This is a genomic window from Sphingorhabdus sp. (assembly GCF_023910635.1).
Taxonomy (GTDB): domain Bacteria; phylum Pseudomonadota; class Alphaproteobacteria; order Sphingomonadales; family Sphingomonadaceae; genus Sphingorhabdus_B.
The window spans coordinates 1-22,665 of sequence record NZ_JAAVVZ010000022.1; the positions used below are offsets into that span (position 1 = coordinate 1).

General features: G+C 57.3%; 25 protein-coding genes. 13 read left to right on the plus strand and 12 right to left on the minus strand.

Features of this window, described 5'->3' with window-relative positions; genetic code table 11:
- Positions 1 to 455, minus strand: a 455-nt coding sequence (locus tag HEQ34_RS11455; protein ID WP_296200499.1) for a ClpXP protease specificity-enhancing factor SspB, incomplete at its 3' end; no start/stop codon positions are given.
- Between the two features lie 93 nt (positions 456 to 548).
- Here HEQ34_RS11455 and hisB point away from each other — a divergent pair.
- The 6 genes from hisB (at position 549) to groL (ending at position 5,997) form a co-directional block, all read left to right on the plus strand.
- Positions 549 to 1,136 (plus strand): imidazoleglycerol-phosphate dehydratase HisB, encoded by a 588-nt coding sequence (gene hisB, locus HEQ34_RS11460; RefSeq protein ID WP_296200501.1) that lies wholly within the window; start codon positions 549 to 551, stop codon positions 1,134 to 1,136.
- A gap of 150 nt (positions 1,137 to 1,286) precedes the next feature.
- Positions 1,287 to 1,898 (plus strand): imidazole glycerol phosphate synthase subunit HisH, encoded by a 612-nt coding sequence (gene hisH / locus HEQ34_RS11465; protein ID WP_296200503.1) that lies wholly within the window; start codon positions 1,287 to 1,289, stop codon positions 1,896 to 1,898.
- Between the two features lie 94 nt (positions 1,899 to 1,992).
- Positions 1,993 to 2,721 carry a 1-(5-phosphoribosyl)-5-[(5-phosphoribosylamino)methylideneamino]imidazole-4-carboxamide isomerase gene (gene hisA / locus HEQ34_RS11470; RefSeq protein ID WP_296200505.1) on the plus strand — a complete coding sequence of 243 codons (729 nt, stop codon included), beginning with the start codon at positions 1,993 to 1,995 and terminating at the stop codon, positions 2,719 to 2,721.
- Between the two features lie 237 nt (positions 2,722 to 2,958).
- A complete protein-coding gene (hisF, locus tag HEQ34_RS11475) occupies positions 2,959 to 3,717 on the plus strand; it encodes an imidazole glycerol phosphate synthase subunit HisF (RefSeq protein ID WP_296200507.1) in 759 nt (252 codons plus the stop codon).
- A gap of 166 nt (positions 3,718 to 3,883) precedes the next feature.
- Positions 3,884 to 4,171 (plus strand): co-chaperone GroES, encoded by a 288-nt coding sequence (gene groES / locus HEQ34_RS11480; RefSeq protein ID WP_295442258.1) that lies wholly within the window; start codon positions 3,884 to 3,886, stop codon positions 4,169 to 4,171.
- Positions 4,172 to 4,341: 170 nt separating this feature from the next.
- Positions 4,342 to 5,997 carry a chaperonin GroEL gene (groL, locus tag HEQ34_RS11485; RefSeq protein ID WP_295490368.1) on the plus strand — a complete coding sequence of 552 codons (1,656 nt, stop codon included), beginning with the start codon at positions 4,342 to 4,344 and terminating at the stop codon, positions 5,995 to 5,997.
- 61 nt (positions 5,998 to 6,058) lie between these two features.
- Here groL and HEQ34_RS11490 read toward each other — a convergent pair whose 3' ends face one another.
- Positions 6,059 to 7,495 (minus strand): carotenoid oxygenase family protein, encoded by a 1,437-nt coding sequence (locus HEQ34_RS11490; protein ID WP_296200511.1) that lies wholly within the window; start codon positions 7,493 to 7,495, stop codon positions 6,059 to 6,061.
- Positions 7,496 to 7,545: 50 nt separating this feature from the next.
- Here HEQ34_RS11490 and HEQ34_RS11495 point away from each other — a divergent pair, with 50 nt between their 5' ends.
- Positions 7,546 to 8,148 carry a TetR/AcrR family transcriptional regulator gene (locus HEQ34_RS11495; protein WP_296200514.1) on the plus strand — a complete coding sequence of 201 codons (603 nt, stop codon included), beginning with the start codon at positions 7,546 to 7,548 and terminating at the stop codon, positions 8,146 to 8,148.
- Here HEQ34_RS11495 and HEQ34_RS11500 read toward each other — a convergent pair.
- The 9 genes from HEQ34_RS11500 to HEQ34_RS11540 form a co-directional block, all read right to left on the minus strand.
- Positions 8,145 to 8,537 (minus strand): nuclear transport factor 2 family protein, encoded by a 393-nt coding sequence (locus tag HEQ34_RS11500; RefSeq protein WP_296200517.1) that lies wholly within the window; start codon positions 8,535 to 8,537, stop codon positions 8,145 to 8,147. The two genes, HEQ34_RS11495 and HEQ34_RS11500, sit on opposite strands and share 4 nt — an antisense overlap.
- 129 nt (positions 8,538 to 8,666) lie before the next feature.
- Positions 8,667 to 9,611: a D-2-hydroxyacid dehydrogenase gene (locus HEQ34_RS11505; RefSeq protein WP_296200520.1), complete on the minus strand. Its 945-nt coding sequence runs from the start codon at positions 9,609 to 9,611 to the stop codon at positions 8,667 to 8,669.
- Positions 9,612 to 9,653: 42 nt separating this feature from the next.
- Entirely contained in the window at positions 9,654 to 11,234 is a 1,581-nt protein-coding gene (gene cysS, locus HEQ34_RS11510) for a cysteine--tRNA ligase (protein WP_296200523.1), read from the minus strand.
- A gap of 166 nt (positions 11,235 to 11,400) precedes the next feature.
- Complete coding sequence (locus HEQ34_RS11515; RefSeq protein ID WP_296200525.1) at positions 11,401 to 12,072, minus strand: nitroreductase; 672 nt, start codon at positions 12,070 to 12,072, stop codon at positions 11,401 to 11,403.
- Positions 12,073 to 12,136: 64 nt separating this feature from the next.
- On the minus strand, positions 12,137 to 13,951 hold the full coding sequence (cobT, locus tag HEQ34_RS11520; protein ID WP_296200527.1) for a cobaltochelatase subunit CobT: 1,815 nt from the start codon (positions 13,949 to 13,951) through the stop codon (positions 12,137 to 12,139).
- On the minus strand, positions 13,951 to 15,147 hold the full coding sequence (locus HEQ34_RS11525; RefSeq protein ID WP_296200529.1) for an alpha/beta hydrolase: 1,197 nt from the start codon (positions 15,145 to 15,147) through the stop codon (positions 13,951 to 13,953). Before HEQ34_RS11525 ends, cobT begins: the two co-directional genes overlap by 1 nt.
- Positions 15,147 to 15,683 (minus strand): peroxiredoxin, encoded by a 537-nt coding sequence (locus HEQ34_RS11530; protein ID WP_296200532.1) that lies wholly within the window; start codon positions 15,681 to 15,683, stop codon positions 15,147 to 15,149. The genes HEQ34_RS11525 and HEQ34_RS11530 overlap by 1 nt, the downstream gene beginning before the upstream one ends.
- A 39-nt stretch (positions 15,684 to 15,722) precedes the next feature.
- On the minus strand, positions 15,723 to 16,718 hold the full coding sequence (cobS, locus tag HEQ34_RS11535; protein WP_296200534.1) for a cobaltochelatase subunit CobS: 996 nt from the start codon (positions 16,716 to 16,718) through the stop codon (positions 15,723 to 15,725).
- A gap of 10 nt (positions 16,719 to 16,728) precedes the next feature.
- Positions 16,729 to 17,325 carry a J domain-containing protein gene (locus HEQ34_RS11540; protein WP_296200537.1) on the minus strand — a complete coding sequence of 199 codons (597 nt, stop codon included), beginning with the start codon at positions 17,323 to 17,325 and terminating at the stop codon, positions 16,729 to 16,731.
- A 43-nt stretch (positions 17,326 to 17,368) separates the two neighbouring features.
- Between HEQ34_RS11540 and HEQ34_RS11545 the strand changes: the two genes are divergently transcribed.
- Genes HEQ34_RS11545 through HEQ34_RS11555 form a run of 3 tightly spaced genes read left to right on the plus strand, consistent with a single transcriptional unit; the run spans position 17,369 to position 19,144 of the window.
- On the plus strand, positions 17,369 to 17,647 hold the full coding sequence (locus HEQ34_RS11545; RefSeq protein ID WP_296200540.1) for a BolA family transcriptional regulator: 279 nt from the start codon (positions 17,369 to 17,371) through the stop codon (positions 17,645 to 17,647).
- A gap of 45 nt (positions 17,648 to 17,692) precedes the next feature.
- Positions 17,693 to 18,211, plus strand: coding sequence for a hypothetical protein (locus tag HEQ34_RS11550; protein ID WP_296200541.1), 519 nt, complete (start codon positions 17,693 to 17,695; stop codon positions 18,209 to 18,211).
- An 18-nt stretch (positions 18,212 to 18,229) separates the two neighbouring features.
- Positions 18,230 to 19,144, plus strand: coding sequence for an alpha/beta hydrolase (locus tag HEQ34_RS11555; protein ID WP_296200545.1), 915 nt, complete (start codon positions 18,230 to 18,232; stop codon positions 19,142 to 19,144).
- On the opposite strand, the gene HEQ34_RS11560 is transcribed toward HEQ34_RS11555, so the two are convergent.
- Positions 19,141 to 20,229 (minus strand): DUF2332 domain-containing protein, encoded by a 1,089-nt coding sequence (locus HEQ34_RS11560; protein WP_296200548.1) that lies wholly within the window; start codon positions 20,227 to 20,229, stop codon positions 19,141 to 19,143. The genes HEQ34_RS11555 and HEQ34_RS11560 overlap by 4 nt on opposite strands.
- A 39-nt stretch (positions 20,230 to 20,268) precedes the next feature.
- Here HEQ34_RS11560 and hisG point away from each other — a divergent pair, with 39 nt between their 5' ends.
- Genes hisG through nusB form a run of 3 tightly spaced genes read left to right on the plus strand, consistent with a single transcriptional unit; the run spans position 20,269 to position 22,662 of the window.
- Positions 20,269 to 20,925 carry an ATP phosphoribosyltransferase gene (hisG, locus tag HEQ34_RS11565; RefSeq protein WP_296200551.1) on the plus strand — a complete coding sequence of 219 codons (657 nt, stop codon included), beginning with the start codon at positions 20,269 to 20,271 and terminating at the stop codon, positions 20,923 to 20,925.
- Entirely contained in the window at positions 20,912 to 22,201 is a 1,290-nt protein-coding gene (hisD, locus tag HEQ34_RS11570; protein WP_296200554.1) for a histidinol dehydrogenase, read from the plus strand. The genes hisG and hisD overlap by 14 nt, the downstream gene beginning before the upstream one ends.
- Positions 22,198 to 22,662: a transcription antitermination factor NusB gene (nusB, locus tag HEQ34_RS11575; RefSeq protein ID WP_296200558.1), complete on the plus strand. Its 465-nt coding sequence runs from the start codon at positions 22,198 to 22,200 to the stop codon at positions 22,660 to 22,662. Before hisD ends, nusB begins: the two co-directional genes overlap by 4 nt.
- The last annotated feature ends 3 nt before the right edge of the window (positions 22,663 to 22,665 follow it).

The following is a 22,665-nucleotide window of genomic DNA, read 5'->3' on the forward strand; positions in this document are numbered from 1 at the left end:
ACGCTGACGACGTTGGAGCCGTCTTCGACGACGACGGAGGGGCCGTCATTGCCGGCTTCTTCGTGCGGTTCAGGGGCGCTTTCGCCTGCGTCAACGTGGAACTGTAACGCGAAGTCTACGGCTGGGTCCACAAAGGCGGTGATCGCGGAATAAGGGATGAACAGATGCGACGGGATCTGGCTGAACGACAGGCCAACTTCGAAATGCTCTGCCTCCACCTTAAGGTCCCAATATTTGTGCTGGAGCACAATGGTCATCTCGTCAGGGAAGCGTTCATGCAGATGTTGCGGAATGGAAACGCCAGGGGCTTGAGTCTTGAAAGTAATGTAGAAATGATGATCGCCCGGTAGGCCATCGCGCGCGACATTGCCGAGCACACGGCCCACCACCGCGCGCAATGCCTCTTGCACAACGTCATCATAAGGAATCAGGCTATCAACATGCTCTTCGGTCATAGCTTCTAGGTGGACCGACGGGAGCCCGAAATCAAGACGCTTATTGCCGCAAGCCAACTTGCCAAATGCGCTAGTGCGGCTATATCGGCGGCCATGCGTACAGGCTCTATCAGTCGAAAGACGAATGAAACGTCCATTGATGTTGAGGTTAACCTTGACGGCAGTGGTGTGTATGAAGTGTCAACGGGCATTGGCTTTCTCGACCATATGCTGGAGCAATTGTCCCGCCATTCGTTGATCGATTTGAAGGTGAAGGCGATAGGCGACCTGCATATCGACCAGCATCATACCACCGAAGACACTGGCATCGCCATTGGCGAGGCTGTGTTGCAGGCATTAAGCGATAAGCGCGGTATTACCCGTTACGGCACAGCCTATGCGCCGATGGACGAAACCTTGACGCGTTGTGCGCTCGACATTTCGGGGCGGCCTTATTTTGTCTGGAAAGTATCGCTTGGCATGCCGCGGCTTGGCGAATGGGATACCGAGCTGATCGAACATTGGTTCCATAGCTTCGCGACCAGCGCGGGCATCACGTTGCATGTCGAAAATCTATATGGTTCGAACAACCACCATATTGTGGAAAGCTGTTATAAGGCTTTGGCCCGCGCCTTGCGCCAAGCGGTTGAGATCGACCCGCGCAAGGCGGATGCGATTCCGTCGACTAAGGGGACGTTGTGAATCTCCCCTCCCGCAGGCGGGAGGGGTCGGGGGTGGGCCTGTGACGGTTAGGTTGCAAGCTCGCCTATGGCTCGCCACACCCAGCGCGGCCTTTGGGACTGTCCGGGGGACAGTCCTGCTGCGCTCCCCTCCCGCCTGCGGGAGGGGAATGTGAACCTTGCTCTCATTGATTATGGCGCGGGGAACCTGCATTCGGTGCATAATGCGTTGAAGGCGGCGGGCGCGACCGATATTCGCGTGACCGCTGATCCCGCTATCGTTGCCAAGGCCGACCGTATCGTTCTGCCCGGCGTAGGTGCCTTTGCGCATTGTATAGACGCTTTGTCTGCCATTGAAGGCATGACCGCCGCGATGGAACAGCGCGTTCGGGTCGAAGCGACACCGTTTCTGGGCATTTGCGTGGGGATGCAGTTGCTCGCCGACGAAGGCGTTGAGCATGGAAGCACAAGCGGGCTGGGTTGGATCGGCGGCACTGTGCGCGCGATTGCGCCCGCGCCGGATCTGAAAATCCCGCATATGGGTTGGAATGATGTGGTGCCGCGGGACGGCGCGCCGTTGATAGAGCGCGGCGAAGCTTATTTCCTTCATGGCTATCACTTTGATGCAGCGGACGCCGCCGATGTGCTGGCTACGACGGACCATGGCGGCACCCTCGTCGCTGCTGTGGGCCGTGACAACATAATGGGTGTGCAATTTCATCCGGAAAAAAGCCAGGCCTATGGCATCAATTTTCTGAAACATTTTCTGGAATGGATGCCGTGACCAAAACGCACAAACATCTTCCTGCCTTTGTGCCTTTGTGCGAACCAAATTTATCACGCAAAGACGCAAAGACACAAAGAAGAAAGTATTTTTCATGATTGTCTTCCCTGCGATTGACCTGAAGGGTGGCGAGGTTGTGCGCTTGGCCGAGGGCGATATGAACCGCGCGACCGTCTATGCCGATGATCCGGCGGCGCAAGCGATGCTGTTTGCCGAACAAGGCGCGCAATTTCTCCATGTCGTCGATCTCGACGGGGCATTTGCCGGGCGGCCTGAAAATGCCGAAGCGGTGGAGGGGATTATCGAAAATTTCCCCGGCTATATCCAATTGGGCGGCGGCATTCGCAATCCGCAGACGGTTGAACGCTGGTTCGACATGGGCGTCGCGCGGCTGGTGATTGGTACGGCTGCGCTAAAAGACCCGGCATTTGTGAAGGACATGGCGCGCGAATTTGCGGACGGTATTGTTGTCGCAGTCGACGCGCGCGACGGGTTTGTCGCGACTGAGGGCTGGGCCGAGACATCCGACATGCCCGTCATCGACCTGGCCCGCCGCTTCGAAGACGCGGGCGTGGCGTCGATCCTGTTCACGGATGTTGGCCGCGACGGGATGCTAACCGGTTGTAATATTGACGCGACGGTTGATTTGGCGCGGCGGGTAAACATTCCGGTGATCGCCAGCGGCGGGGTGAAGGGCATTGATGACATTCACATGCTGTCGCTGCATGCGAAGGACGGCATTGAAGGCGTGATTACGGGCCGTGCGATTTATGACGGGCGGCTGGATCTGGCGACGGCGATTAAGGTGGCGGAGCGCGCGTGAACTGCCAATCACATAACACCGTAACCCTGAACAGCGGCCGCTTGCGGTCGCGTTGGTCGAAGGGTGTGTTAAATGCTGACGCATCAACGATGGGCGCCCTTCGACTTTCATCAGCGCTGATCGCGCTGATGGCTCAGGGCTGCGGTAAGTTTTCAATGGTGACATGCCAATGACCGCCCCCCTCAACCCCGACGCTGCGCGTCGCGGTCCCCCTGCCCGTAACGGGGAGGAATTGTTATGACCGTCCGCGTCCGCGTTATCCCCTGTCTCGACGTTTCCAATGGCCGGGTGGTCAAGGGTGTGAACTTTGTCGACCTGCGCGACGCCGGTGATCCGGTAGAACAAGCACAGGCCTATGATGCGGCGGGTGCGGACGAACTTTGCTTCTTGGATATCGGCGCAAGCCATGAGGGGCGCGGGACGATCATTGATGTGGTCCGGCGCACCGCTGAAGTATGTTTCATGCCGCTAACCGTCGGCGGCGGCGTGCGCAGTGCCAAGGATGCACGGGCATTGTTGCTGGCGGGTGCAGACAAGGTCGCGGTGAACAGCGCAGCCGTAGCGCGGCCAGAGGTCGTGGCCGACATCGCCGCACGTTTCGGCAGCCAGTGCGTTGTGGCATCGGTGGATGCGCGGCGGACGGGCAGCGGATGGGAAATCTTTACTTATGGTGGCCGCAATCCAACCGGCATTGACGCCCTCGAACATGCCGTCAGGCTCGCCGACCTTGGCGCAGGCGAATTGCTGGTGACGAGCATGGACCGCGACGGCACGCGCGATGGCTACGACCTCGCACTCACCCGCGCAATCGCCGATGCGGTGAACATCCCCGTGGTGGCCAGCGGCGGTGTTGGCAATCTCGACCATCTGGTCGCTGGCGTGCGCGAAGGCCATGCAAGCGCGGTTCTGGCGGCATCAATATTCCATTTCGGCCAATATAGCATTGCCGATGCGCATGCGGCGTTGAGAGCGGCGGGGTTGCCGGCGCGCGCCTGACCTGCGACGCAAAAAATTCGCTCCCCGAGTCCTTGACCTGTCACAAAAACACCCTATCTGGGCTCCGTTAGCACTCGTCCTGTATGAGTGCTAATGTACATTCATTGCCGTCCTCTGCTTCATGCAGGCGTGGCGGGATGGCGAAACAAAAAAAGGATAGTTCAACATGGCATTTCGTCCATTGCATGACCGCGTTCTCGTCCGTCGGGTCGAGGCCGAAGCAAAAACCGCTGGCGGGATCATCATCCCTGATACAGCTCAGGAAAAGCCACAAGAAGGCGAAGTCGTCTCCGTGGGTTCGGGTACACGCGCCGATGACGGCACCGTAACGGCGCTCGACGTGAAGGCGGGCGACAAAATCCTGTTCGGCAAATGGTCGGGCACCGAAGTCAAGATCGACGGTGAAGACCTGTTGATCATGAAGGAATCGGACATATTGGGAATCGTTTCTTAAACAACTGACATGCTTCCCGGCGCAGGCCGGGATCCATTGTAAACGTTCGAATCTGGACCCCAGCTTTCGCTGGGGAACACAACATAGTCTGGACCCCGGCCTTCGCTGGGGAACACAACGTAATTCAGTCTCCAGCCTTCGCTGGGGCACACACTTAAAGGAAAAATATCATGGCTGCTAAAGACGTGAAATTCGGCCGCGATGCGCGTGAACGCATCCTGCGCGGCGTAGACATCCTCGCCGATGCGGTGAAGGTGACTTTGGGTCCAAAGGGACGCAATGTTGTCATCGACAAAAGCTTTGGCGCACCACGCATCACCAAGGACGGCGTTACCGTCGCCAAGGAAATCGAACTGAAGGATAAGTTCGAAAATATGGGCGCGCAAATGGTCCGCGAAGTTGCTTCGAAGACCAACGACATTGCCGGTGACGGCACGACTACTGCCACGGTTCTTGCACAAGCAATCGTGCGCGAAGGCATGAAGTCGGTCGCAGCAGGCATGAACCCAATGGACCTGAAGCGCGGCATCGACACAGCGGTAAACGCGGTTGTTGCTGACCTTGTTAAGCGTTCGAAGCCAGTTGCGGGTTCTTCTGAAATCGCACAGGTCGGCACAATCTCTGCCAATGGTGAAGCTGAAATCGGTAAGATGATTGCAGATGCCATGGAGAAGGTTGGCAAGGAAGGCGTCATCACCGTCGAAGAAGCCAAGGGCCGTGAAAGCGAGCTCGAAGTTGTCGAAGGTATGCAGTTTGACCGCGGTTACCTGTCGCCATATTTCATCACCAACACCGAGAAGATGTCGGTCGAGTTGGACAACCCATATATCCTCATCCACGAAAAGAAGCTCGGCAACTTGCAAGCCATGTTGCCAATCCTCGAAGCTGTGGTGCAGTCGGGCCGTCCATTGCTGATTATCGCAGAAGACGTTGAAGGCGAAGCGCTTGCCACTTTGGTTGTCAACAAGCTACGTGGCGGCTTGAAGATTGCTGCCGTAAAGGCACCAGGCTTTGGCGATCGTCGCAAGGCGATGTTGGAAGATATCGCGATCCTCACCAAGGGTGAAATGATCAGCGAAGATCTGGGCATCAAGCTTGAAACCGTTACCTTGGGCATGCTTGGCCAAGCCAAGCGCGTCACCATCGACAAGGACAACACCATCATCGTCGACGGTGCTGGCGAAACTGATGCGATCAAGGGCCGCGTAGAAGCGATCCGTGCGCAAATCGAAAACACCACGTCGGATTACGACAAGGAAAAGCTGCAAGAGCGTTTGGCGAAGCTCGCCGGCGGTGTTGCCGTGATCAAGGTCGGTGGTTCGACCGAAGTCGAAGTGAAAGAACGCAAGGACCGCGTTGATGACGCCCTGCACGCAACCCGCGCAGCGGTTGAAGAAGGCATCGTCCCCGGCGGCGGTACGGCACTTCTGTACGCTACAAAGGCTCTCGAAGGCCTGAAGGGCGTCAATGACGACCAGACACGTGGCATCGACATCATCCGCAAGGCTATTGTCGCTCCATTGCGTCAGATCGCGGCCAATGCTGGATATGACGGCGCTGTTGTTTCGGGCAATTTGTTGCGGGAAAATGACGAGACCATGGGCTTCAACGCATCAACAGATGTGTATGAAAACCTCGTGGCCTCGGGCGTTATCGACCCAACCAAGGTCGTTCGTACTGCATTGCAAGATGCGGCATCGGTTGCTGGTCTGTTGATCACCACTGAAGCTGCTATCTCCGACGCACCAGAAGACAAGGCCGGTGGCGCTGGCGGCATGCCAGGCGGCATGGGCGGAATGGGCGGCATGGGCGGCATGGACTTTTAATCGTCCAACGCTTTGTAATGCACACAAAACGGGCCGGAGGGGAAACCTTCCGGCCCTTTTTTTATGCCGCAACCCAATTGCCGTGAAAGCCGGGCGGGATGCGGTGCGGGATGTGGATGATGGCTTGAGGAGCGGCTTCGAAATTGGCTGCGTTCAGGATCACCAGATCGGTCGTCTGCGCCGCAATGTTCACAACATAGCCCATCAGCCAACCATCATCCTCCGCCTTCGCCTCTTGTTTTGGCACGAAAACAAACTCGCCGGGGATATGGCCCGAACCGAAATCATGGACTTTGCGAACGCCAGCCTCAAGGTCATGCTTGTACAGCTTTGACTGGTTCGGCGAGGCCCCGTCAAAGCCATCGGGCAGCGACATCGTATAGGCAAACCGATACGGCTTACCGATGCGTGCCTCATTGGGGCGTGGAAATTCTTGGGAATCTGGGTCAATTACCATGCGCTTGGTGCTGCGTGCGGCTGGATCTATCGTCCAGCGTTCAAACGGGACGCGCGCTGAATCCGGGCCGATTTTGCTTTCGGCAAACATCGTATCATGCGCGCAGACATCCATGATGACTGTGCCATCTTCGGCCTCAAAAGCGTTGCAGGGGTGGAACACATAACATGGCGCGACGTCGCACCAGATGACATCGTCGCTGCTGCCCTCCTTTGGAAGCAGACCGATGCGCGCCTTGTGCGCGGGGTTCCATGCATAAGGGAAAGGATGGCCTGCGAGCAATGTCTTCATCGAAAAGGTCACGGGTAAATCGAGGATGATCACATAGTTTTTGGTGATCATACAATCGTGGATCGACGGGCCATCTTGTACGCGGATTGGTTCCTCGCGGCGGACCTTGCCTTTGGCATCGACGACTACATGCCAGATCGTGTCGGCGATATCGCCCTTATAGGTAATCGCATGCATTTCACCGCTGTCATGGTCGAGATGCGGATGTGCAGAGAAAGCGTTTTTGAGCGTCCCGCCAAAAGGATCAAAGGCGATGGTTTCAAGTTCCTCGTTAATCCGCACAGGATAGCTACCTGCCTCGACAATCGCCCATGTCTCACCAGCATGGCCCAGGACATTGGTGTTGACCGTATCAAACGCGCCGTTGCGTGGCCCCGGCGCATCGGGAAGGCCGAGCGCCTTAGTGACTTTGCGGCTCTTGATCCAACGGTTGCGGTACCATAACGCTTTGCCGTCATGCAGCCGCACGCCATGCACCATGCCGTCGCCGGTGAACCAGTGATAGGCGGCGGGATTTTCGGGAGCCGCCGGATTGGGGCCGATGCGAATATAGCGACCGTCCAGTTCGCTCGGGATGCTGCCGGTTACTTTCAAACTATCGAGCGTCAGTTCCGCATCCATTGGCGCATGAATACCCGTTAGATAGGGATTGGGTTTATCCGCTTTCATCCGGTCGCGATTAAAATCGGCAATCTTGGTCACACCTTTGCTCACCACGCCGCGGATCAATGTTTCGACTGCACTTGCCATATCAACATCCTTTGCTTGAACTTCGACTCATTAAAGTTTACGGTGATAACATGATGATCAAAGGTAACGGTGTCAACATAGAATCTGAACCGCGACGCTATCATCATGGCGACCTTCGCTCAGCCCTTGTCGCGGCTGGATTGGAGCTGCTTGCGAGCCGGGCTGCCGATGAAATGTCGTTGCGCGAAGTGGCGCGGGCGGTGGGGGTTAGCGCGACGGCCGTCTATCGCCATTTTCCCGACAAACAGGCGTTGTTGTTCGAGTTGTGCGAACACGGCGCGCAGCAACTGTGCGAAAGTCAGCGCATTGCAATGGCTGGCAAGACGCCAAAAACTGCATTAGAGGCATCGGGCCGCGCCTATATCTTATTCGCATTGGCCAATCCCGGATTATACCGGTTGATGATGGCAACCAAACCGTCGATTAAATATATTGATGCCCATGACAGCGCAATGGACAATGCCATGCAATTGCTCAAAGATTGCGTTGCAAATGTGTTGCCGACCAACGCCACTGCCATGGAGCACGAAGTCGCGGCGCTGCATGCGTGGTCGTTGGTCCATGGTATTTCGATGTTAATGCTGGACGAATTGGTTGCACCGGACGGCAAAGTCATTGATGCACTACTGGAGATACCGCTTAATTTTGTTTAGCCCGACATCTGCTGCAACATTTCGCCCATTTTCTGGTGCAGCATGTTCATGCCCTTTAACGGGCGCACCATCACCTTGAAATGGGTGATCAGGCCGTCATTATCGCAGGTGATCATATCAATGCCGTTGATAGCAACGCCGTCGATGACGGTTTGAAATTCGAGGATTGCGCTGTTCTCCCGGTGCCATTCGCCGACATATTTGAATTCCGCATTGCCCAATGTATGCCCCGCCGCTGCCAGATATTTGGCGGTGATCGCCTTGCCCAGTTGGGGCGTGTGGACGACGGGGCTTTCGAAGACACAGTCGTCGTGCAGGATCGCGGCGATGGCATCTACATCGCGCGACAAGGCGACCGTGTGCCAGATTTCGGCGGGGTTATGTGGCATTAACTGTTTCTCTCATACCGTAGTGCTGAGCCTGTCGAAACGCGCCTGTCGGGGGTAGCGCTACAACCGACAAGCGCCCTTCGACGGACGCAGCCGCATTGCGACTGCTGCTCAGGGCTCCGGTTGTTATCAATAACCAAGGTCGAGGTCCACCATGGGCTCAAGCGCTTCGCCCTTGCGATAGCGTTCGAGGTTTTCGAAGAAGCGCGTGGCCGAGCGGACAAACATCTTGTCCTGCGCGCGGCCGGACAAATGCATGGTGACATGGGCGTTATCAAGCGTCCACAATATATGGTCGGTGGGTAAAGGCTCCGGCGTGGTGACGTCCAGAAACGCGTTGGCGATGTGCTTGGCTTGCAATGCGGTGACCAGCGCGTCCTGATCGACAACCGACCCGCGCGCGATGTTGATTAACGTTGCGCTGGGTTTCATGGCGGTAAGCTCATCTGCGCCAATCATATTGTCTGTTTCCGGCGTTGCGGGAACGGCGAGGATCACCCAGTCAAAATCGCCCAACTGCGCCCGCCATTGGTCGGGCGTCAGCATATTTGGCCCCGGCGAGCGGCGAACGACAGTCACATCAACGCCAAAGGGTTTGAGGCGTTCTTCGATCAGCTTGCCAATCGCGCCATAGCCCAGCAGCAATGCCTTTGACCCGAACAGTTCGACCTTTCCTGGCGAATCCTGCAACCATTCACGTCGTTCCTGCGCGCGCACGACTTCGCGATAGTTTTTGGCGACGGTCAGCATGCCCATTACCACATATTCGGCGATGGTAACCGCGTTGATGCCCGCGCCGTTCGTCACAACGCACCCTTGCGCCTTCAATTGCGCCAGCGGCATGCCGTCGACGCCGGCATAGATGCTGTTGAGCCATTTCATGTGGGTCGCGGCACCGATGACTGTCGCCATGTCGCCCTTGTCATACATATCAAACCAGCCAATCTCCGCCTGCGGCGCAAGCGCAAGCGCCTCATCCTTGGACATGAAGAAATGCGGATCAATCCAGTCGGGCAAACGCGGTTCAATCAACGGACGCACAAGGCCCGACATTACGAGTTTCGTTTTGGTCATGTACTTCTCCCCTCCCGCAGGCGGGAGGGGAATGATGGAGGGTTAAACATCCAATTTCCAATCCCAGCCCAGCGGGTCGCCGTCCATGACCTCGACGCCCTTGGCGATCAGGTCATCGCGGATGGTGTCGGACTTGGCGAAGTCTTTTGCCGCGCGGGCTTCTGTGCGGGCGGCGAGGGCGGTTTCGATTTCGGCTTCGGTGATGATGGCGGCCTTGGGGCGGATGCGGAGGTCCTGGCGGGTGAGGGGCAATAGGTTGAGGCCGAGGGCGGCATCCATCTCTGCAATGGCTGCAAGCTGTTGTGCGACATCGACCTTTTTAAGGCCGACGATGTTTTCCAACGCGGTGATAGCGATGGCGGTGTTGAGGTCGTCCGCTATTGCCGCCGCAAAGTCTTTCAGCGTAGCCGCTATGGGAGAAGAAAGGTCACCTCGCACCCCCGCAACGTCACCTCGCACCCCCGCAACGTCACCTCGCACCTCCGCAACGTCACCCTGAACTTGTTTCAGGGTCCATTTATCAGCCTCAACCATCGGTTCGTTGGGCACGATGGATGCTGAAACAAGTTCAGCATGACGGGTTTGGGTATCAGCATGACGGGTCTTGAGAGCGCTGACCCCCATCACCATCCGCTTCAACCTAACAAACGCCGCCTGCAACCCCTCCCAGCTAAACTCCAGCTCGCTCCTATAATGCGCTTGCAAGCACATCAGGCGGTAGGCGAGGGGGTGGAAGCCTTTGTCGAACAGCAACTGCAGGCGCAGGAATTCGCCGGACGATTTGCTCATCTTGCCGCTACGCTCGATCAGGAAATTATTGTGCATCCAAATGCGCGCGCCGCTGTCGGCGCAGCCCTCATGCGCTTGATTTTGCGCGATTTCATTGGGGTGGTGGATTTCGCGATGGTCAATGCCGCCGGTGTGGATGTCGAACGGCATGCCAAGCAGTGCCTTTGACATGACCGAGCATTCCAGATGCCATCCCGGCGCGCCTTTGCCCCATGGGCTATCCCACTCCATCTGCCGTGTTTCGCCCACTGGCGTCTTACGCCAAATGGCAAAGTCGGCGGCGTTGCGTTTGCCATCGACTTCTTCGATCCGCGCTTCGCCATCTTCGGTGACGGCGCGGGCCAGGCGGCCATATTCTGGAACGGTCGAAACATCGAAATACAGGCCGCTGTCGAGTATATAGCAATGCTTGTCGGATATGCTTTTGCCCCATTCAATCATTGCGTCGATATATTCGGTCGCTTTGGGGTGCGCGGGCTTGCGTATGTTCAGCCGTTCCAGATCGGCCTCAAAATCCGCTTGGTAAAAGGCCGCGATATCCCATGCGGACTTGCCTTGTGCTGCCGCCGCTTTCTCCATCTTGTCATCGCCCGCGTCGGCGTCGCTGGTCAGATGGCCAACATCGGTGATGTTGATGACATGGGTGAGCTTGTAGCCCTTGTAAGAGAGCACGCGACCCAACGTGTCTGCAAAGACATAAGCGCGCATATTGCCGATATGCTGGTAATTATACACCGTCGGCCCGCAGCTATACACCCGCGCTTCGCCGTCGTGAACGGGGGTGAAGGTTTCCAGTTGCCGGGTCAGGCTGTTGAAGAGGCGCAATTCTGTCATGCGCTGGCGATGGTGGAAACTACCATCAAGGTCAAGTCACCTCCAACTGTCACCCTGAACTTGTTTGTGCTCTGCACGCCTGCGGCTCCAGGGTCCATTTTGCTTCTCTGCCCCTTGGTTTGCGGGGCTGAATGGATGCTGAAACAAGTTCAGCATGACGTTTTTTTTAAAAGCCTTCCCATTTAATGGCCGCATCAATCTCCACGCGTGGCACCGTGAAGTTATTCACGGCGGCGTCTGTATCGCGATAACCAATTGCCATGCCGCAGAAGAAGATATGTTCATCATCAATGTTCAGCAGTTCGCGCATCGTCGTGCCGTACATCGCCCAGATTTCCTGCGCGCAACTGTCGAGGCCCTCTTCGCGCAGCAACAGCATCACGGTTTGCAGCCACATGCCCATGTCCGACCATTGCGGCGGGCCCATATATTTGGCTGTGTAGGTGAACAATTGCACCGGCGCGCCAAAGCTGTCCCAGTTTTTCATCATCTGCGCAACGCGGCCAGCGCCGTCTTCGCGGGCAAGGCCAAGCGCGTCGAACATCGCCTTGCCCACGCCGCGGCGCTGGTCTTCGTAGCGGCCTTCAAGGCCCTTGGGGTAGATGTCATATTCATGGCCATCACCCATCGGCGCAGTGGCGGCCTTTGCCTTGATCTTTGCCGTGAGGTCAGCCAGCGGCGCGCCTGTGAGGATGACGGCATTCCAAGGCTGCGTATTGCCGCCGGAGGGCGAACGCTGCGCCTTGGCAAGCACGCGTTGAAGTGTCGTCTGATCGACAGGCTTATCCAGAAATTGCCGGACAGAGCGCCGTGAGGCGACGGCTTCGGTTACGTTCATCTATATGTCCCCACAGGTTTAATCGTTTGATTAAATCATATAATGCGGCGTGCGAAAGGCAAGCTTATTCCTCGTCAAACAACCCAGCCAGTTGTTCAATCATCGTCCCGCCCAATTGCTCGACATCCATGATCGTCACCGCGCGTTTATAGTAACGCGTTACGTCATGGCCGATGCCGATGGCGACCAGTTGCACGGGGCTGCGCGTTTCGATCATTTCGATGACCTTGCGCAAATGCTGTTCAAGATAGCCGCCATGATTGACCGACAAGGTGCTGTCGTCCACGGGCGCGCCATCGGAAATCACCATCAATATGCGGCGGTCTTCGGCGCGGGCGATCAGGCGGTTGTGCGCCCAGAGCAAAGCCTCTCCGTCGATATTTTCTTTCAACAGCCCTTCGCGCATCATCAGGCCCAGATTGCGCTTGGCATGCCGCCATGGCTCGTCGGCTTTTTTGTAGATGATATGGCGCAGGTCGTTGAGGCGGCCGGGCATGGGTTGGCGTCCGGCGGCCAGCCAATCCTCGCGCGCTTGCCCGCCCTTCCACGCCCGGGTGGTGAAGCCCAATATTTCGGTTTTGACGCCGCAGCGTTCCAAGGTGCGCGCCAATATGTCGGCGCTGATCGCGGCGATGCTGATGGGCCGTCCGCGCATCGAGCCGCTATTGTCTATGAGCAACGTCACCACAGTATCGCGGAAATCGGCCTCGCGTTCGATTTTGTAGGACAAAGAGCTTCCCGGTGAGACAATCACGCGGGCAAGTCGTGCGGCGTCGAGCATGCCTTCTTCTTGGTCGAAATCCCAACTGCGGTTTTGTTGCGCCATCAGGCGGCGTTGCAGGCGGTTGGCGAGTTTTGTCACCACCGATTGCAGGTTCGACAATTGTTGGTCGAGATACGCGCGCAGCCGGTTCAGCTCTTCTTCGTCGGCAAGTTCGGTCGCGGTGATAGTTTCGTCAAATTTGGTCGACCAGATTTTATAATCGCTTTGCGGCAAATGGTCCCAATTGCGGCGCTGCGGCGTGACAGGTTGCATCCCGTCATCGCCCATTTCGCCGTCGGCGCCGTCCTGATCATCCATGTCTTCGCCGTCATAATCGGCCTCAGTCTCTTCGCCTTCGCCTTGCTGCGGCTCGGCGCGGGCTTCGGCTTGGCCAGCTTCGCCTTCGCCGTCATCTTCGCTGTCGCCGTCTTGGTCTTGCGCATCCTCTGCATCATCGCCGCCTTCGTCGGCATCGGACGGATCGACATCCCCTTCGGTAAGTTTCAGATGCTCCAACATGGATTGAGTCAGCGCGGCAAAGGCGTTTTGATCATCCAGCGCAAGCGCCAGCGCATCAAGGTCACTACCGGCATTTTCCTCAATCCAACCGCGCAGCATATCAACGCCAGCGGCGGCACCGGCTGGCACAGGCGCGCCGGTCAGCCGTTCGCGCACGATCAGGGATAAGGCCGTGGAAATGGGCACTTCGTCAGGGGCTTGTGCGCGGGCAATCGGGTCGGTGCGCATTTTCAGTTCAAGCGCATGGCCAAGGTTTGCGGCAATTCCCGCCATATTGCGCGAACCCAGCGCCTCAACCCGCGCATTTTCCACCGCGTCAAAGGCTGCACCCGCAATGACTTCGGATGGGCGCAATGCGGCGTGGCGGGCGGGGTTATGATGCTTCAACCTCAACGCAAAGCTGTCGGCAAAGCCACGCGCCTCGGCGACTTGATCGGGCGGAAGCAGGCGGCCCGGCATAGGTACCTTGAAATTCTTGCCCGCCTGGCTTGGCGCATCGGCGGTGAAGGCCAATTCTACCTCCGGCTCATGCGCGAGCGCACGGGCGGTGCCGGTCAGCACTTGCTTAAATTGTTCCAGAGGGGTGTCGTTGGACATTAATCAGGCAATCTCTTGCACATCGCGGCAATGTCTTCCTTCGTCGGCTTTTCCGGAGCGCGCAGGGTGAAGACATGTGCATCCTTGGTCGCCACGCGGTCCTGTGTGGTGCGTGCGCCGTTCACAACGGCGGCAAAATCCTTGCATACGGCAAAGCTGCGCAAATAGTCGCTATGGCCCACTCTATCGCCGGACACGTCGCTAGTATCGATAATTGTGAAGCCGGTTTTGGCAGGTTCGGTCTGATATTTTGACTTGGTCGCAAAGCAGCGTTGCGGCAGACCCTTTGCCTTTAGTTCCTGCGCCTCAAAGGGGTTGAAGCAAAATGGCGAGCCTAAGCGCGGATAGCCATGCACCGCGCGCGATAAGGCCAGCGCGCGGTCGCTGAGCGATGCATAGACCGTCACGCGCCGGTCATTGTTGACACGCCGCGCGGCTAGGACTTCTTCAGCGATGTCGCGTTCAAAATCTTCACGATCCACATCAGGTGATGCCAATATGATATTGGAAATATTGCTGGAATCGGCGTTGGTCGATGTGCGGTCAACATATTCAACCGCCGGAATTACAAGCCGCGCGCCAAGCGAATGGGACACGACGACGATCTCCTTGACCCACTCCGTCCGCGCCAATTTGGTCAGGAAATTGCGGAAATTGCGCTCGTCCCAATACATGTTGGTTTCATCAACGGCGTAGCTCAGCAAATTGCCTTGTGAGGGCCAGCTATAATGAATGATTGGCCCATCAAAATTGCTCATCGCGCCAATTTGCACCGCGTCGCGCGCCGTAGTTGCCAGTGTTTCGCGATAGCCATGCACATATAGCAGCACACGGCCCTTGCGCAGGTTCGCCGCATCGCGCAGGCCATCCCACCATGCATCCTCCGGTTGGAATGCAAGTGGCACAACCACTTGCGCATCGCCCTTCGCAGGCTTTATCTTTTGCGGTGGCGCAAAGCGGGCATAGCGCACGCGATCGGCCCTGTGATTGGTCAGGGCGATAGTATCGCCGCGGCAGTCGGGCAGGCGGCTCGTAACAATGAAATGGTCTTTTCCGGCTATCGCGGCGCTGTCATTCTGCGTTGGATTGCAACGCGGATTTTCCACCAGCGTGCTGTGCGGCACATCGCCATATGCGACGGCCACGGTGCAACCAGACAGGAGCATTGGCAAAAGCAGGAAAGCGAGCTTACGCATTACTTGCGCTTGGCGTTCGCCGCGTGCCATGCCTTTACCGCGTTCAGCGCGCCGGAAACATGGCCCTTCACGCCAAGCTGCGAATAGGCAAACAACACCTTGCCATCAGGCGCGATGACATAGGTCGTGCGGTTGGTACCTCCCATCATGGGCAGGCTGACGTCGTAATTTTTGATCATGGGCTTGGTCGCGATACCGACCATGAATTTGTTGCGGCAGGCTTCAACCGAAAAGCGCTTTAGCGTCTCCAGATTATCGGCCGACATGCCAACAATCGACGCGCCATAAGCGGCAAAGTCATCGGCAGCTTCGGAAAATTCATGCGCCTCAACGGTGCAGCCTGACGTGAACGCTTTGGGATAAAAATACAGCACCACTGGCCCGTTTTTCAAAGCCTTGTTCAGGTTGAAGCTATCGGCCTTGCCGGCCAGCACGGCTTGCGTCGTGAAATCGGTTGCGCGTGTCCCGGGTTTCAACGCGCCAAATGCCGGTGATGCCGACAGCATGAGCGCGAGAGCCAGTGCGAAGCGTTTCATAATGCGTTCCTTCAACTGAGGCGGCGAAATAGCCGGTAGTTACTTCGTTTTGCCAACGACGCTTTCTGGCAGATCTTGGCCAAAAACGCGCTGATAATATTCGGCGACCAAGGCGCGTTCCGCGTCATCGCATTTGTTGAGGAATGACAGGCGGAAGGCAAAGCCGACATTTTTGAAAATCGCGGTGTTCTGCGCCCAGGTGATGACCGTACGCGGGCTCATAACCGTCGAGATATCGCCGTTGATGAAACCTTGGCGGGTCATTTCGGCAACCTTTACCATATTGGCGACAGTAGCAGCGTCAGTGCCCGAGGCCTTTGCCAAAACGATTTCGCCTTCAACCTGCGCAGGCAGATAGTTCAGGCCAACGACAATGTTCCAGCGGTCCATCTGGCCCTGGTTGATCGCTTGCGTGCCATGATACAGGCCGCTGGTATCGCCAAGCCCTACGGTGTTGGCGGTGGCAAATAGGCGGAAATAGGGGTTGGGGCGAATGACGCGGTTTTGGTCGAGCAGGGTCAGCTTACCTTCGGTTTCCAACACGCGCTGGATCACGAACATCACGTCAGGGCGGCCAGCATCATATTCGTCGAACACCAATGCCGTCGGCGTCTGCAACGCCCAAGGTAACAGGCCTTCGCGGAACTCGGTCACTTGCTGCCCGTCACGCAAAACAATGGCGTCACGGCCGATCAGGTCGATACGGCTGATATGCGCGTCCAAGTTGATGCGGATGCATGGCCATTTCAGACGCGCCGCAACTTGTTCAATATGCGTGGATTTACCCGTGCCGTGATAGCCTTGCACCATCACGCGGCGGTTATAGGCAAAGCCAGCAAGGATCGCGAGGGTGGTGTCGGGGTCAAAGACATAGCTGTCGTCGGTGTCAGGCACACGTTCGTCGGCAATGGAAAAAGCGGGGCATTCCATATCCACATCAATGCCGAACAATGCGCGCACGCTGACCATTTTGTCAGGGGCGGCGAGGATGGTCGCGTCGCGGCTGTCGGGTTGGATATTTGGGATGTCAGTCATGTTATTCTCGTCAAATGAAAGCGGGCGAAGATTTAAGGTGCGTATAGGCAGCAATCACGTCTTGCAAAGCCTTTTCATAGGAGCGGTTGCCGCCATTTTTGTCCGGATGATAGGCGCGCACCTTCGCCGAATAGGCGCTGCGTAAGGCGCGGCGATCGGCATCCTCGCCAAGCCCTAGCGTCCGCAACGCTTTGCGGTCCTCCAGCGACAGAAAATGGCCATCGGCACGCTCTTTGGGTAGGCGCGACCGGAACCGGGTGGAGATAGCATCCAGCGGGTCCTTAAAGTCCGCCCATTTCGGCGGCGAATCGACATTGCCATTGGCGCGAAAGGCGCGGGTTTCACTTGGCCAGAATTGCACCGGGCTTTGCGCCATGGAAATTTCGTCGGCGCTCATGCCCGCAAACCAATTATAGCCCGCGTTAAACTGCCGCACATGGTCAAGGCAGAGATATTGATAGTCGCCGGGGCCGTTGGCCGACGCGGCCTGTCCTTTCGGATCAGGCGCGCGAAATTCCCCCGCTTCGCGGCAGCGGGGATAGGCGCATGGCCGCCCGCCCCCTCGAATGCGGCCGTGAAATCGGTCAGTGGAACGGTCGGAGGCCATGATTTTCCTTGGCGAAAAACCTGCCATATGGGAAGAGCAGGCTATGAAAAAAGGTCCTGCACAAGTTGAAATGGAAATGCTGCTTGAAACAGCATTCGCGCCAACCCGCCTTGCCGTCATCAACGACAGCGCCAAGCATCACGGCCATAGCGGCGATGACGGGTCCGGCGAATCCCACTTCACCATCGAAATTGAGAGCGCAGCCTTTACCGGCGTTGCCCGCCTGATGCGACAGCGCATGGTGAACAAGGCGCTGGGCGATATTCCCGGAATGCGCGTCCATGCGCTGGCCATCAAGGCTAGTGCACCCGACGAGATTTAGCTATTCTAAGACACCAGAAAATCGGCCCATAAAGGAGATGAATATATGCATAAATTGACACAAGCTGTTCTTTTGGTTGCTTTATGTGCTTCCCCTGCTTTTGCCGCCGATTCAGACACGAACCGACCCAAGGTGTACACAGACATCGTCGCGTGTCGCGCCTTGGCCGACGCCGCCGTGCGTCTTGCATGCTTCGATACCGCAACCAAAGCATTGGAAGATGCCACCGACAACCGCCAGATTGTCATGCTGGACCAAAATGACGTGCGCAAAACTAAAAAGTCTTTGTTCGGTTTTTCCTTACCGAAAATTCCGTTTTTTGGTGAAAGCGACGCAGAGCAGGAAGCAGAATTCAAACAAGTCGAAGGCGATCTGACGGGCGTGAAGTCCATAGGAGCCGGTAAATACCAATTCACCGTCAAGGATGCAGGGGTGTGGCAGACGACGGAGGCGACACCCTTGCTTTTGCGAGATGGCAAAGCGTTCACCATCAAACGCGGCTCGCTTGGCAGCTTCATGCTGGTGATGAACGGCCGGGGCATCCGTGTGAAACGGGTCAGCTAAACCAGAGGGCCAAATGACATGATCGAACTTTCCCCGCACCGCCTGTCGCTGTCGACGGGAATCGACATGGACGCGTTTACGGCTGGTGATCCCAAGAATCCGGCGATTATTTTCCTACACGGCTTTCCCGAATCGCACCGCACATGGCGGCACCAGATCGCGCATTTCGCCGACCGTTTTTACTGCATCGCGCCCGATCAGCGCGGCTATCGCGGGACGTCAAAGCCGCAGGAGGTGGACGCGTATACGGCGGACAAGCTGACTGCCGATATCTTTGCGCTAGCCGATGCCTTGCATGTGCAGGAATTCATCATCGCTGGCCATGATTGGGGAGGGGCGATTGCGTGGAGCGTTGCGTTGAACGGGCAAGCCAGCGCGCTCAATCCCGCTTGGGCGGGGCGTGTGCCGCGCGCGATTATCGCCAATGCGCCGCATCCCTATATTTTCCAGAATTTGTTGATTACCGACATGAACCAGCGCGAGTCGAGCCAATATATTCGCGCCTTTCGTGATCCGGCGAACGACGCGTTGGTGCAGGAACAGGGGCTGACCGGACTATTGTTGAAGACGATCAAATGGGACAAGCCAAATGCGATGGAGCCCGAGGAGCGTGCCGCATTATTGGCCGATTGGGCAGACCGTGACGCCTGTTTCGGAATGCTCAACTGGTATCGCGCGTCTGCGCTATATGTGCCTGCGATGGACGAGGATGCCGAAATCCCGGCCTTTGCCGCGGGTGCATTTCCGCCGCTGATGATTCCGACATTGATTGTATGGGCGATGGATGACCTGGCTTTGCCGCCGAGCAACATTGATGGCATACAAGAGCTTGTGCCCGACGTAACGATCGTGCCCGTCGAAAATTGCGGACATTTCGTGATTTGGGAACGACCCGATTCCGTGAACGCGGCGATGGACGCATTTTTGGCCTAATCGCCGCGCCAGTCTATCCACGCACCATGGGCATGCGCTTCGGCCAGCAAATGCCATTCGTCGGGGCCAGGCCAATATTTGACCGATAGCTCATGCTTGAAAGTCTCGCGATTGGTTTCCAGCATGACCCAAGCGAGCGGTCGTTCGGGCGTTGCTTTTTGTCCAGCGGCTTCAATGGCTGCGCGGATTTTCTGGCGCCGGTCCTCGGGGATATATTGCCACACAATCGAATGGTTGAATATGCGGACGACATAAGGGTCTTGTGGAGCAGATAGGCGCTCCAACACCCAGTCGAGCGCATCGGCCTTTACAACATTGGGTGGTTGCACGGCGGCAAGAGCAATCGCGGCGTCCATGCGTGCCAGCCGATCCAGATTTTCAGGCCAGACATAGCTTTTTACGCGCAATGCGGATGCGGGGTCGGATAAATCAATGGGGGCCTGATCACAGCCATGAATGTGGGTGATCGTTACCAGCGAATCAGGCGGCGGCGGGCCATGCCAATCGGGCCTAATACGCATCGGAGAATTTTCTGGCCCCACGCTGACGCCGCCTAAGTCATAATGATAACGGTCCATCATGCTATTGATGCCCGCGCTCGCGCCCAGTTCATTCAGTTCAAATTGCGAACCGATTTTGGGCGAAAGCCACAGCAAAGCGGCCATGAAGTTGGCGGAACGCCCGGCTTCGTTGGTTTGGGGCGGACCATCCAGCCATGGCAATAATCGCGCACCATGGTCATGCGTAATTGCGGCGATGATGGCGTCGACTTCGGCCTGATCCGTCACTTCGCCGCGATAAATTGGCCCCAAGCGATCATCTGCGCCCGTCAGGTGCAGATGGTGAAGCCCGCCCGCGAGCCGCAATGGCAGGGCATCCTCCAATGGCAGCCCCGGCCAGTTGGCAATGCGCCGTCCGATCATATTTTCGCCTTGCATGAGCGCAAGCTGCGCCTCGACGATCCGCGCTGTCACGGGCGCGTCGTTGCGGCGGCAATGTTCGGCCTGAATCATTATGCCCTCTGCCACATGCGCATCATCCATCACGCCGCGTCCAAAATCATCCGATGCTATATTTTCTGCCATATTGCCCTTTCTGCCCGCGACCCGTAAAGCGCGGTCATTGTGACTGAACCAATCATCTTTGCAATCCCCAAGGGACGGATTCTCGACGAGGCTTTGCCGTTGATGCAAGCGGCGGGTATAGAGCCTGAAGCGGCGTTTTTCGACGACGCCAGCCGCGCGCTTTTGTTCGCGACCAACGATCCGGCGATCAGCATCATTCGCGTCCGCGCGTTCGATGTGGCGACCTTTGTTGCCCATGGGGCGGCGCAGATTGGCATTGTTGGTTCGGACGTTATCGATGAATTTGATTATTCGGAACTCTATGCGCCCGTGGACTTGGGCATAGGCCGTTGCCGCATATCGGTGGCGATGCCGCAGGGCATCCCCGACGATGTCAATGGCGGGCATATCCGCGTGGCCACCAAATATCCCGGCACGACCAGCCGTTATTATCACGCGCGCGGTATTCAGGCCGAATGCGTGAAGTTGAATGGCGCGATGGAACTTGCGCCTTTGCTTGGGCTTTCGGGGCGGATTGTGGATCTAGTGTCGTCGGGCAAAACGCTCGCCGAAAATGGCCTCGTCGAAACGGCGGTCATTTCCCAAGTGTCGGCGCGGCTGATTGTCAACCGCGCTGCGTACAAGATGATGAGCGGGACTATTCCGGCTATGGTGCAACGTTTCAGAGAATTGACGGGCGCCCGTGCAGCGGCTTGATTCCTCCGAGTTTGGTTTTGCGGATGCATTTGACGCGTTGGTAAATGGCCGGCGTGAGGCGGACGCCGATGTGTCGAGCGCCGTGGCGCAAACGATTCGAGATGTGCGCGCACTTGGCGATGTGACGCTGGCTGAAATGACGCAACGCTTTGACGGTTTCGACCTGAACGAAGCAGGGTGGCAGATTGACGCGGCGCAGTGCAAAGCGGCCTATGACGCGCTCGCGCCTGATCTGCGCGACGCGCTGACGCTGGCGGCGAAGCGGATTGAGGCCTATCACAAGGCGCAACTGCCAGAAAACCGCGATTATCGTGACAGTGACAATGTGCGGCTTGGCGCGCGCTGGTCGGCGGTTGATGCGGCGGGGGTCTATGTCCCCGGTGGCCGTGCGGCCTACCCATCATCGGTGTTGATGAACGCGATTCCCGCGAAGGTGGCTGGGGTGGAACGCATCGTGATGGTCACGCCAACGCCGGGCGGTGCAACCAACCAGACCGTCATGGCCGCCGCTTATGTGGCTGGTGTGGACGAAATCTGGCGCGTCGGTGGCGCGCAGGCGATTGCGGCTTTGGCTTATGGAACCGCGCACATTCGGGCCGTAGATGTCATCACTGGCCCCGGCAATGCATGGGTGGCCGAGGCTAAACGGCAGCTTTATGGTGTGGTTGGCATCGACATGGTGGCTGGACCGTCGGAAATCGTCGTGGTGGCTGATGCCCAAAATGACCCCGAATGGATTGCGGCGGACCTGTTAAGTCAGGCCGAACATGACCCGACGAGCCAGTCGATATTGTTCACGGACAATGCCGAATTTGCGGACCAAGTATCAGCCACAGTTGACGCGCAAATTGCGACGCTGTCCACGGGCGCGGTTGCGCGGGCCAGTTGGACGGACTTTGGCGCGATTATCGTGGTCGCTGATCTGGAAGGCGCAATGCCTTTGGTCAACCGGTTGGCGGCGGAGCATTTGGAGCTGGCGGTCGATGATGACCGCGCCGAACGGCTGTTTGACCTTGTTCGCCACGCAGGGTCGGTATTTTTGGGCCGTATGACGCCCGAGGCGATTGGCGATTATGTCGCCGGACCAAATCATGTATTGCCCACCGGACGGCGCGCGCGCTTTGCGTCTGGCCTGTCGGTGCTCGATTTCATGAAGCGGACCAGCTTCATTGCGCTTGATCAACAGGCTATCAATAATATTGGTCCGGCGGCAGCAACGCTTGCCGATGCCGAAGGTTTACCCGCCCATGCGGCGAGTGTCAGGAAAAGATTATGAGTGCCCATAACGCCAGTGCCAAATCCAAATCCCGTTCGGCGGCGCGGCTTGCGTCGGTGCAGGCGTTATATCAAATGGATATGGAAGATATCGGCATCGCCCGCTTGCTGAATGAATTTCATTCGCACCGGCTGGGTCAGGAAATCGAAGACGCGCAATATGCCGATGCCGACCCCGATTTCTTCGATGATGTTGTCTCGGGCGTTGATGCGCGGCGCGCAGAAATCGACGAACGTGTCGATGGCAAGCTTGGTGAGAAATGGAAGATGGACCGTCTGGACAAGACGATGCTCCAGATATTACGTTGCGGCACCTATGAATTGATCGCCCGGCCAGATGTGCCCACCGCGACGGTCATCGACGAATATCTCGACGTCGCCCATGCGTTTTTTGACAAGAAGGACGCGAAGTTCGTCAATGGCTTGTTGGACGCCGTTGCAAAGGACGTACGCGCCCGCTGAACG

Excerpts from the sequence above, each read along its gene's own strand:
- hisB (WP_296200501.1), top strand. The coding sequence starts at position 549 with ATGCGTACAGGCTCTATCAGTCGAAAGACGAATGAAACGTCCATTGAT.
- hisA (WP_296200505.1), top strand. The coding sequence starts at position 1,993 with ATGATTGTCTTCCCTGCGATTGACCTGAAGGGTGGCGAGGTTGTGCGC.
- hisF (WP_296200507.1), top strand. The coding sequence starts at position 2,959 with ATGACCGTCCGCGTCCGCGTTATCCCCTGTCTCGACGTTTCCAATGGC.
- groES (WP_295442258.1), top strand. The coding sequence starts at position 3,884 with ATGGCATTTCGTCCATTGCATGACCGCGTTCTCGTCCGTCGGGTCGAG.
- groL (WP_295490368.1), top strand. The coding sequence starts at position 4,342 with ATGGCTGCTAAAGACGTGAAATTCGGCCGCGATGCGCGTGAACGCATC.
- HEQ34_RS11490 (WP_296200511.1), bottom strand. The coding sequence starts at position 7,495 with ATGGCAAGTGCAGTCGAAACATTGATCCGCGGCGTGGTGAGCAAAGGT.
- HEQ34_RS11495 (WP_296200514.1), top strand. The coding sequence starts at position 7,546 with ATGATGATCAAAGGTAACGGTGTCAACATAGAATCTGAACCGCGACGC.
- HEQ34_RS11500 (WP_296200517.1), bottom strand. The coding sequence starts at position 8,537 with ATGCCACATAACCCCGCCGAAATCTGGCACACGGTCGCCTTGTCGCGC.
- HEQ34_RS11505 (WP_296200520.1), bottom strand. The coding sequence starts at position 9,611 with ATGACCAAAACGAAACTCGTAATGTCGGGCCTTGTGCGTCCGTTGATT.
- cysS (WP_296200523.1), bottom strand. The coding sequence starts at position 11,234 with ATGACAGAATTGCGCCTCTTCAACAGCCTGACCCGGCAACTGGAAACC.
- HEQ34_RS11515 (WP_296200525.1), bottom strand. The coding sequence starts at position 12,072 with ATGAACGTAACCGAAGCCGTCGCCTCACGGCGCTCTGTCCGGCAATTT.
- cobT (WP_296200527.1), bottom strand. The coding sequence starts at position 13,951 with ATGTCCAACGACACCCCTCTGGAACAATTTAAGCAAGTGCTGACCGGC.
- HEQ34_RS11525 (WP_296200529.1), bottom strand. The coding sequence starts at position 15,147 with ATGCGTAAGCTCGCTTTCCTGCTTTTGCCAATGCTCCTGTCTGGTTGC.
- HEQ34_RS11530 (WP_296200532.1), bottom strand. The coding sequence starts at position 15,683 with ATGAAACGCTTCGCACTGGCTCTCGCGCTCATGCTGTCGGCATCACCG.
- cobS (WP_296200534.1), bottom strand. The coding sequence starts at position 16,718 with ATGACTGACATCCCAAATATCCAACCCGACAGCCGCGACGCGACCATC.
- HEQ34_RS11540 (WP_296200537.1), bottom strand. The coding sequence starts at position 17,325 with ATGGCCTCCGACCGTTCCACTGACCGATTTCACGGCCGCATTCGAGGG.
- HEQ34_RS11545 (WP_296200540.1), top strand. The coding sequence starts at position 17,369 with ATGAAAAAAGGTCCTGCACAAGTTGAAATGGAAATGCTGCTTGAAACA.
- HEQ34_RS11550 (WP_296200541.1), top strand. The coding sequence starts at position 17,693 with ATGCATAAATTGACACAAGCTGTTCTTTTGGTTGCTTTATGTGCTTCC.
- HEQ34_RS11555 (WP_296200545.1), top strand. The coding sequence starts at position 18,230 with ATGATCGAACTTTCCCCGCACCGCCTGTCGCTGTCGACGGGAATCGAC.
- HEQ34_RS11560 (WP_296200548.1), bottom strand. The coding sequence starts at position 20,229 with ATGGCAGAAAATATAGCATCGGATGATTTTGGACGCGGCGTGATGGAT.
- nusB (WP_296200558.1), top strand. The coding sequence starts at position 22,198 with ATGAGTGCCCATAACGCCAGTGCCAAATCCAAATCCCGTTCGGCGGCG.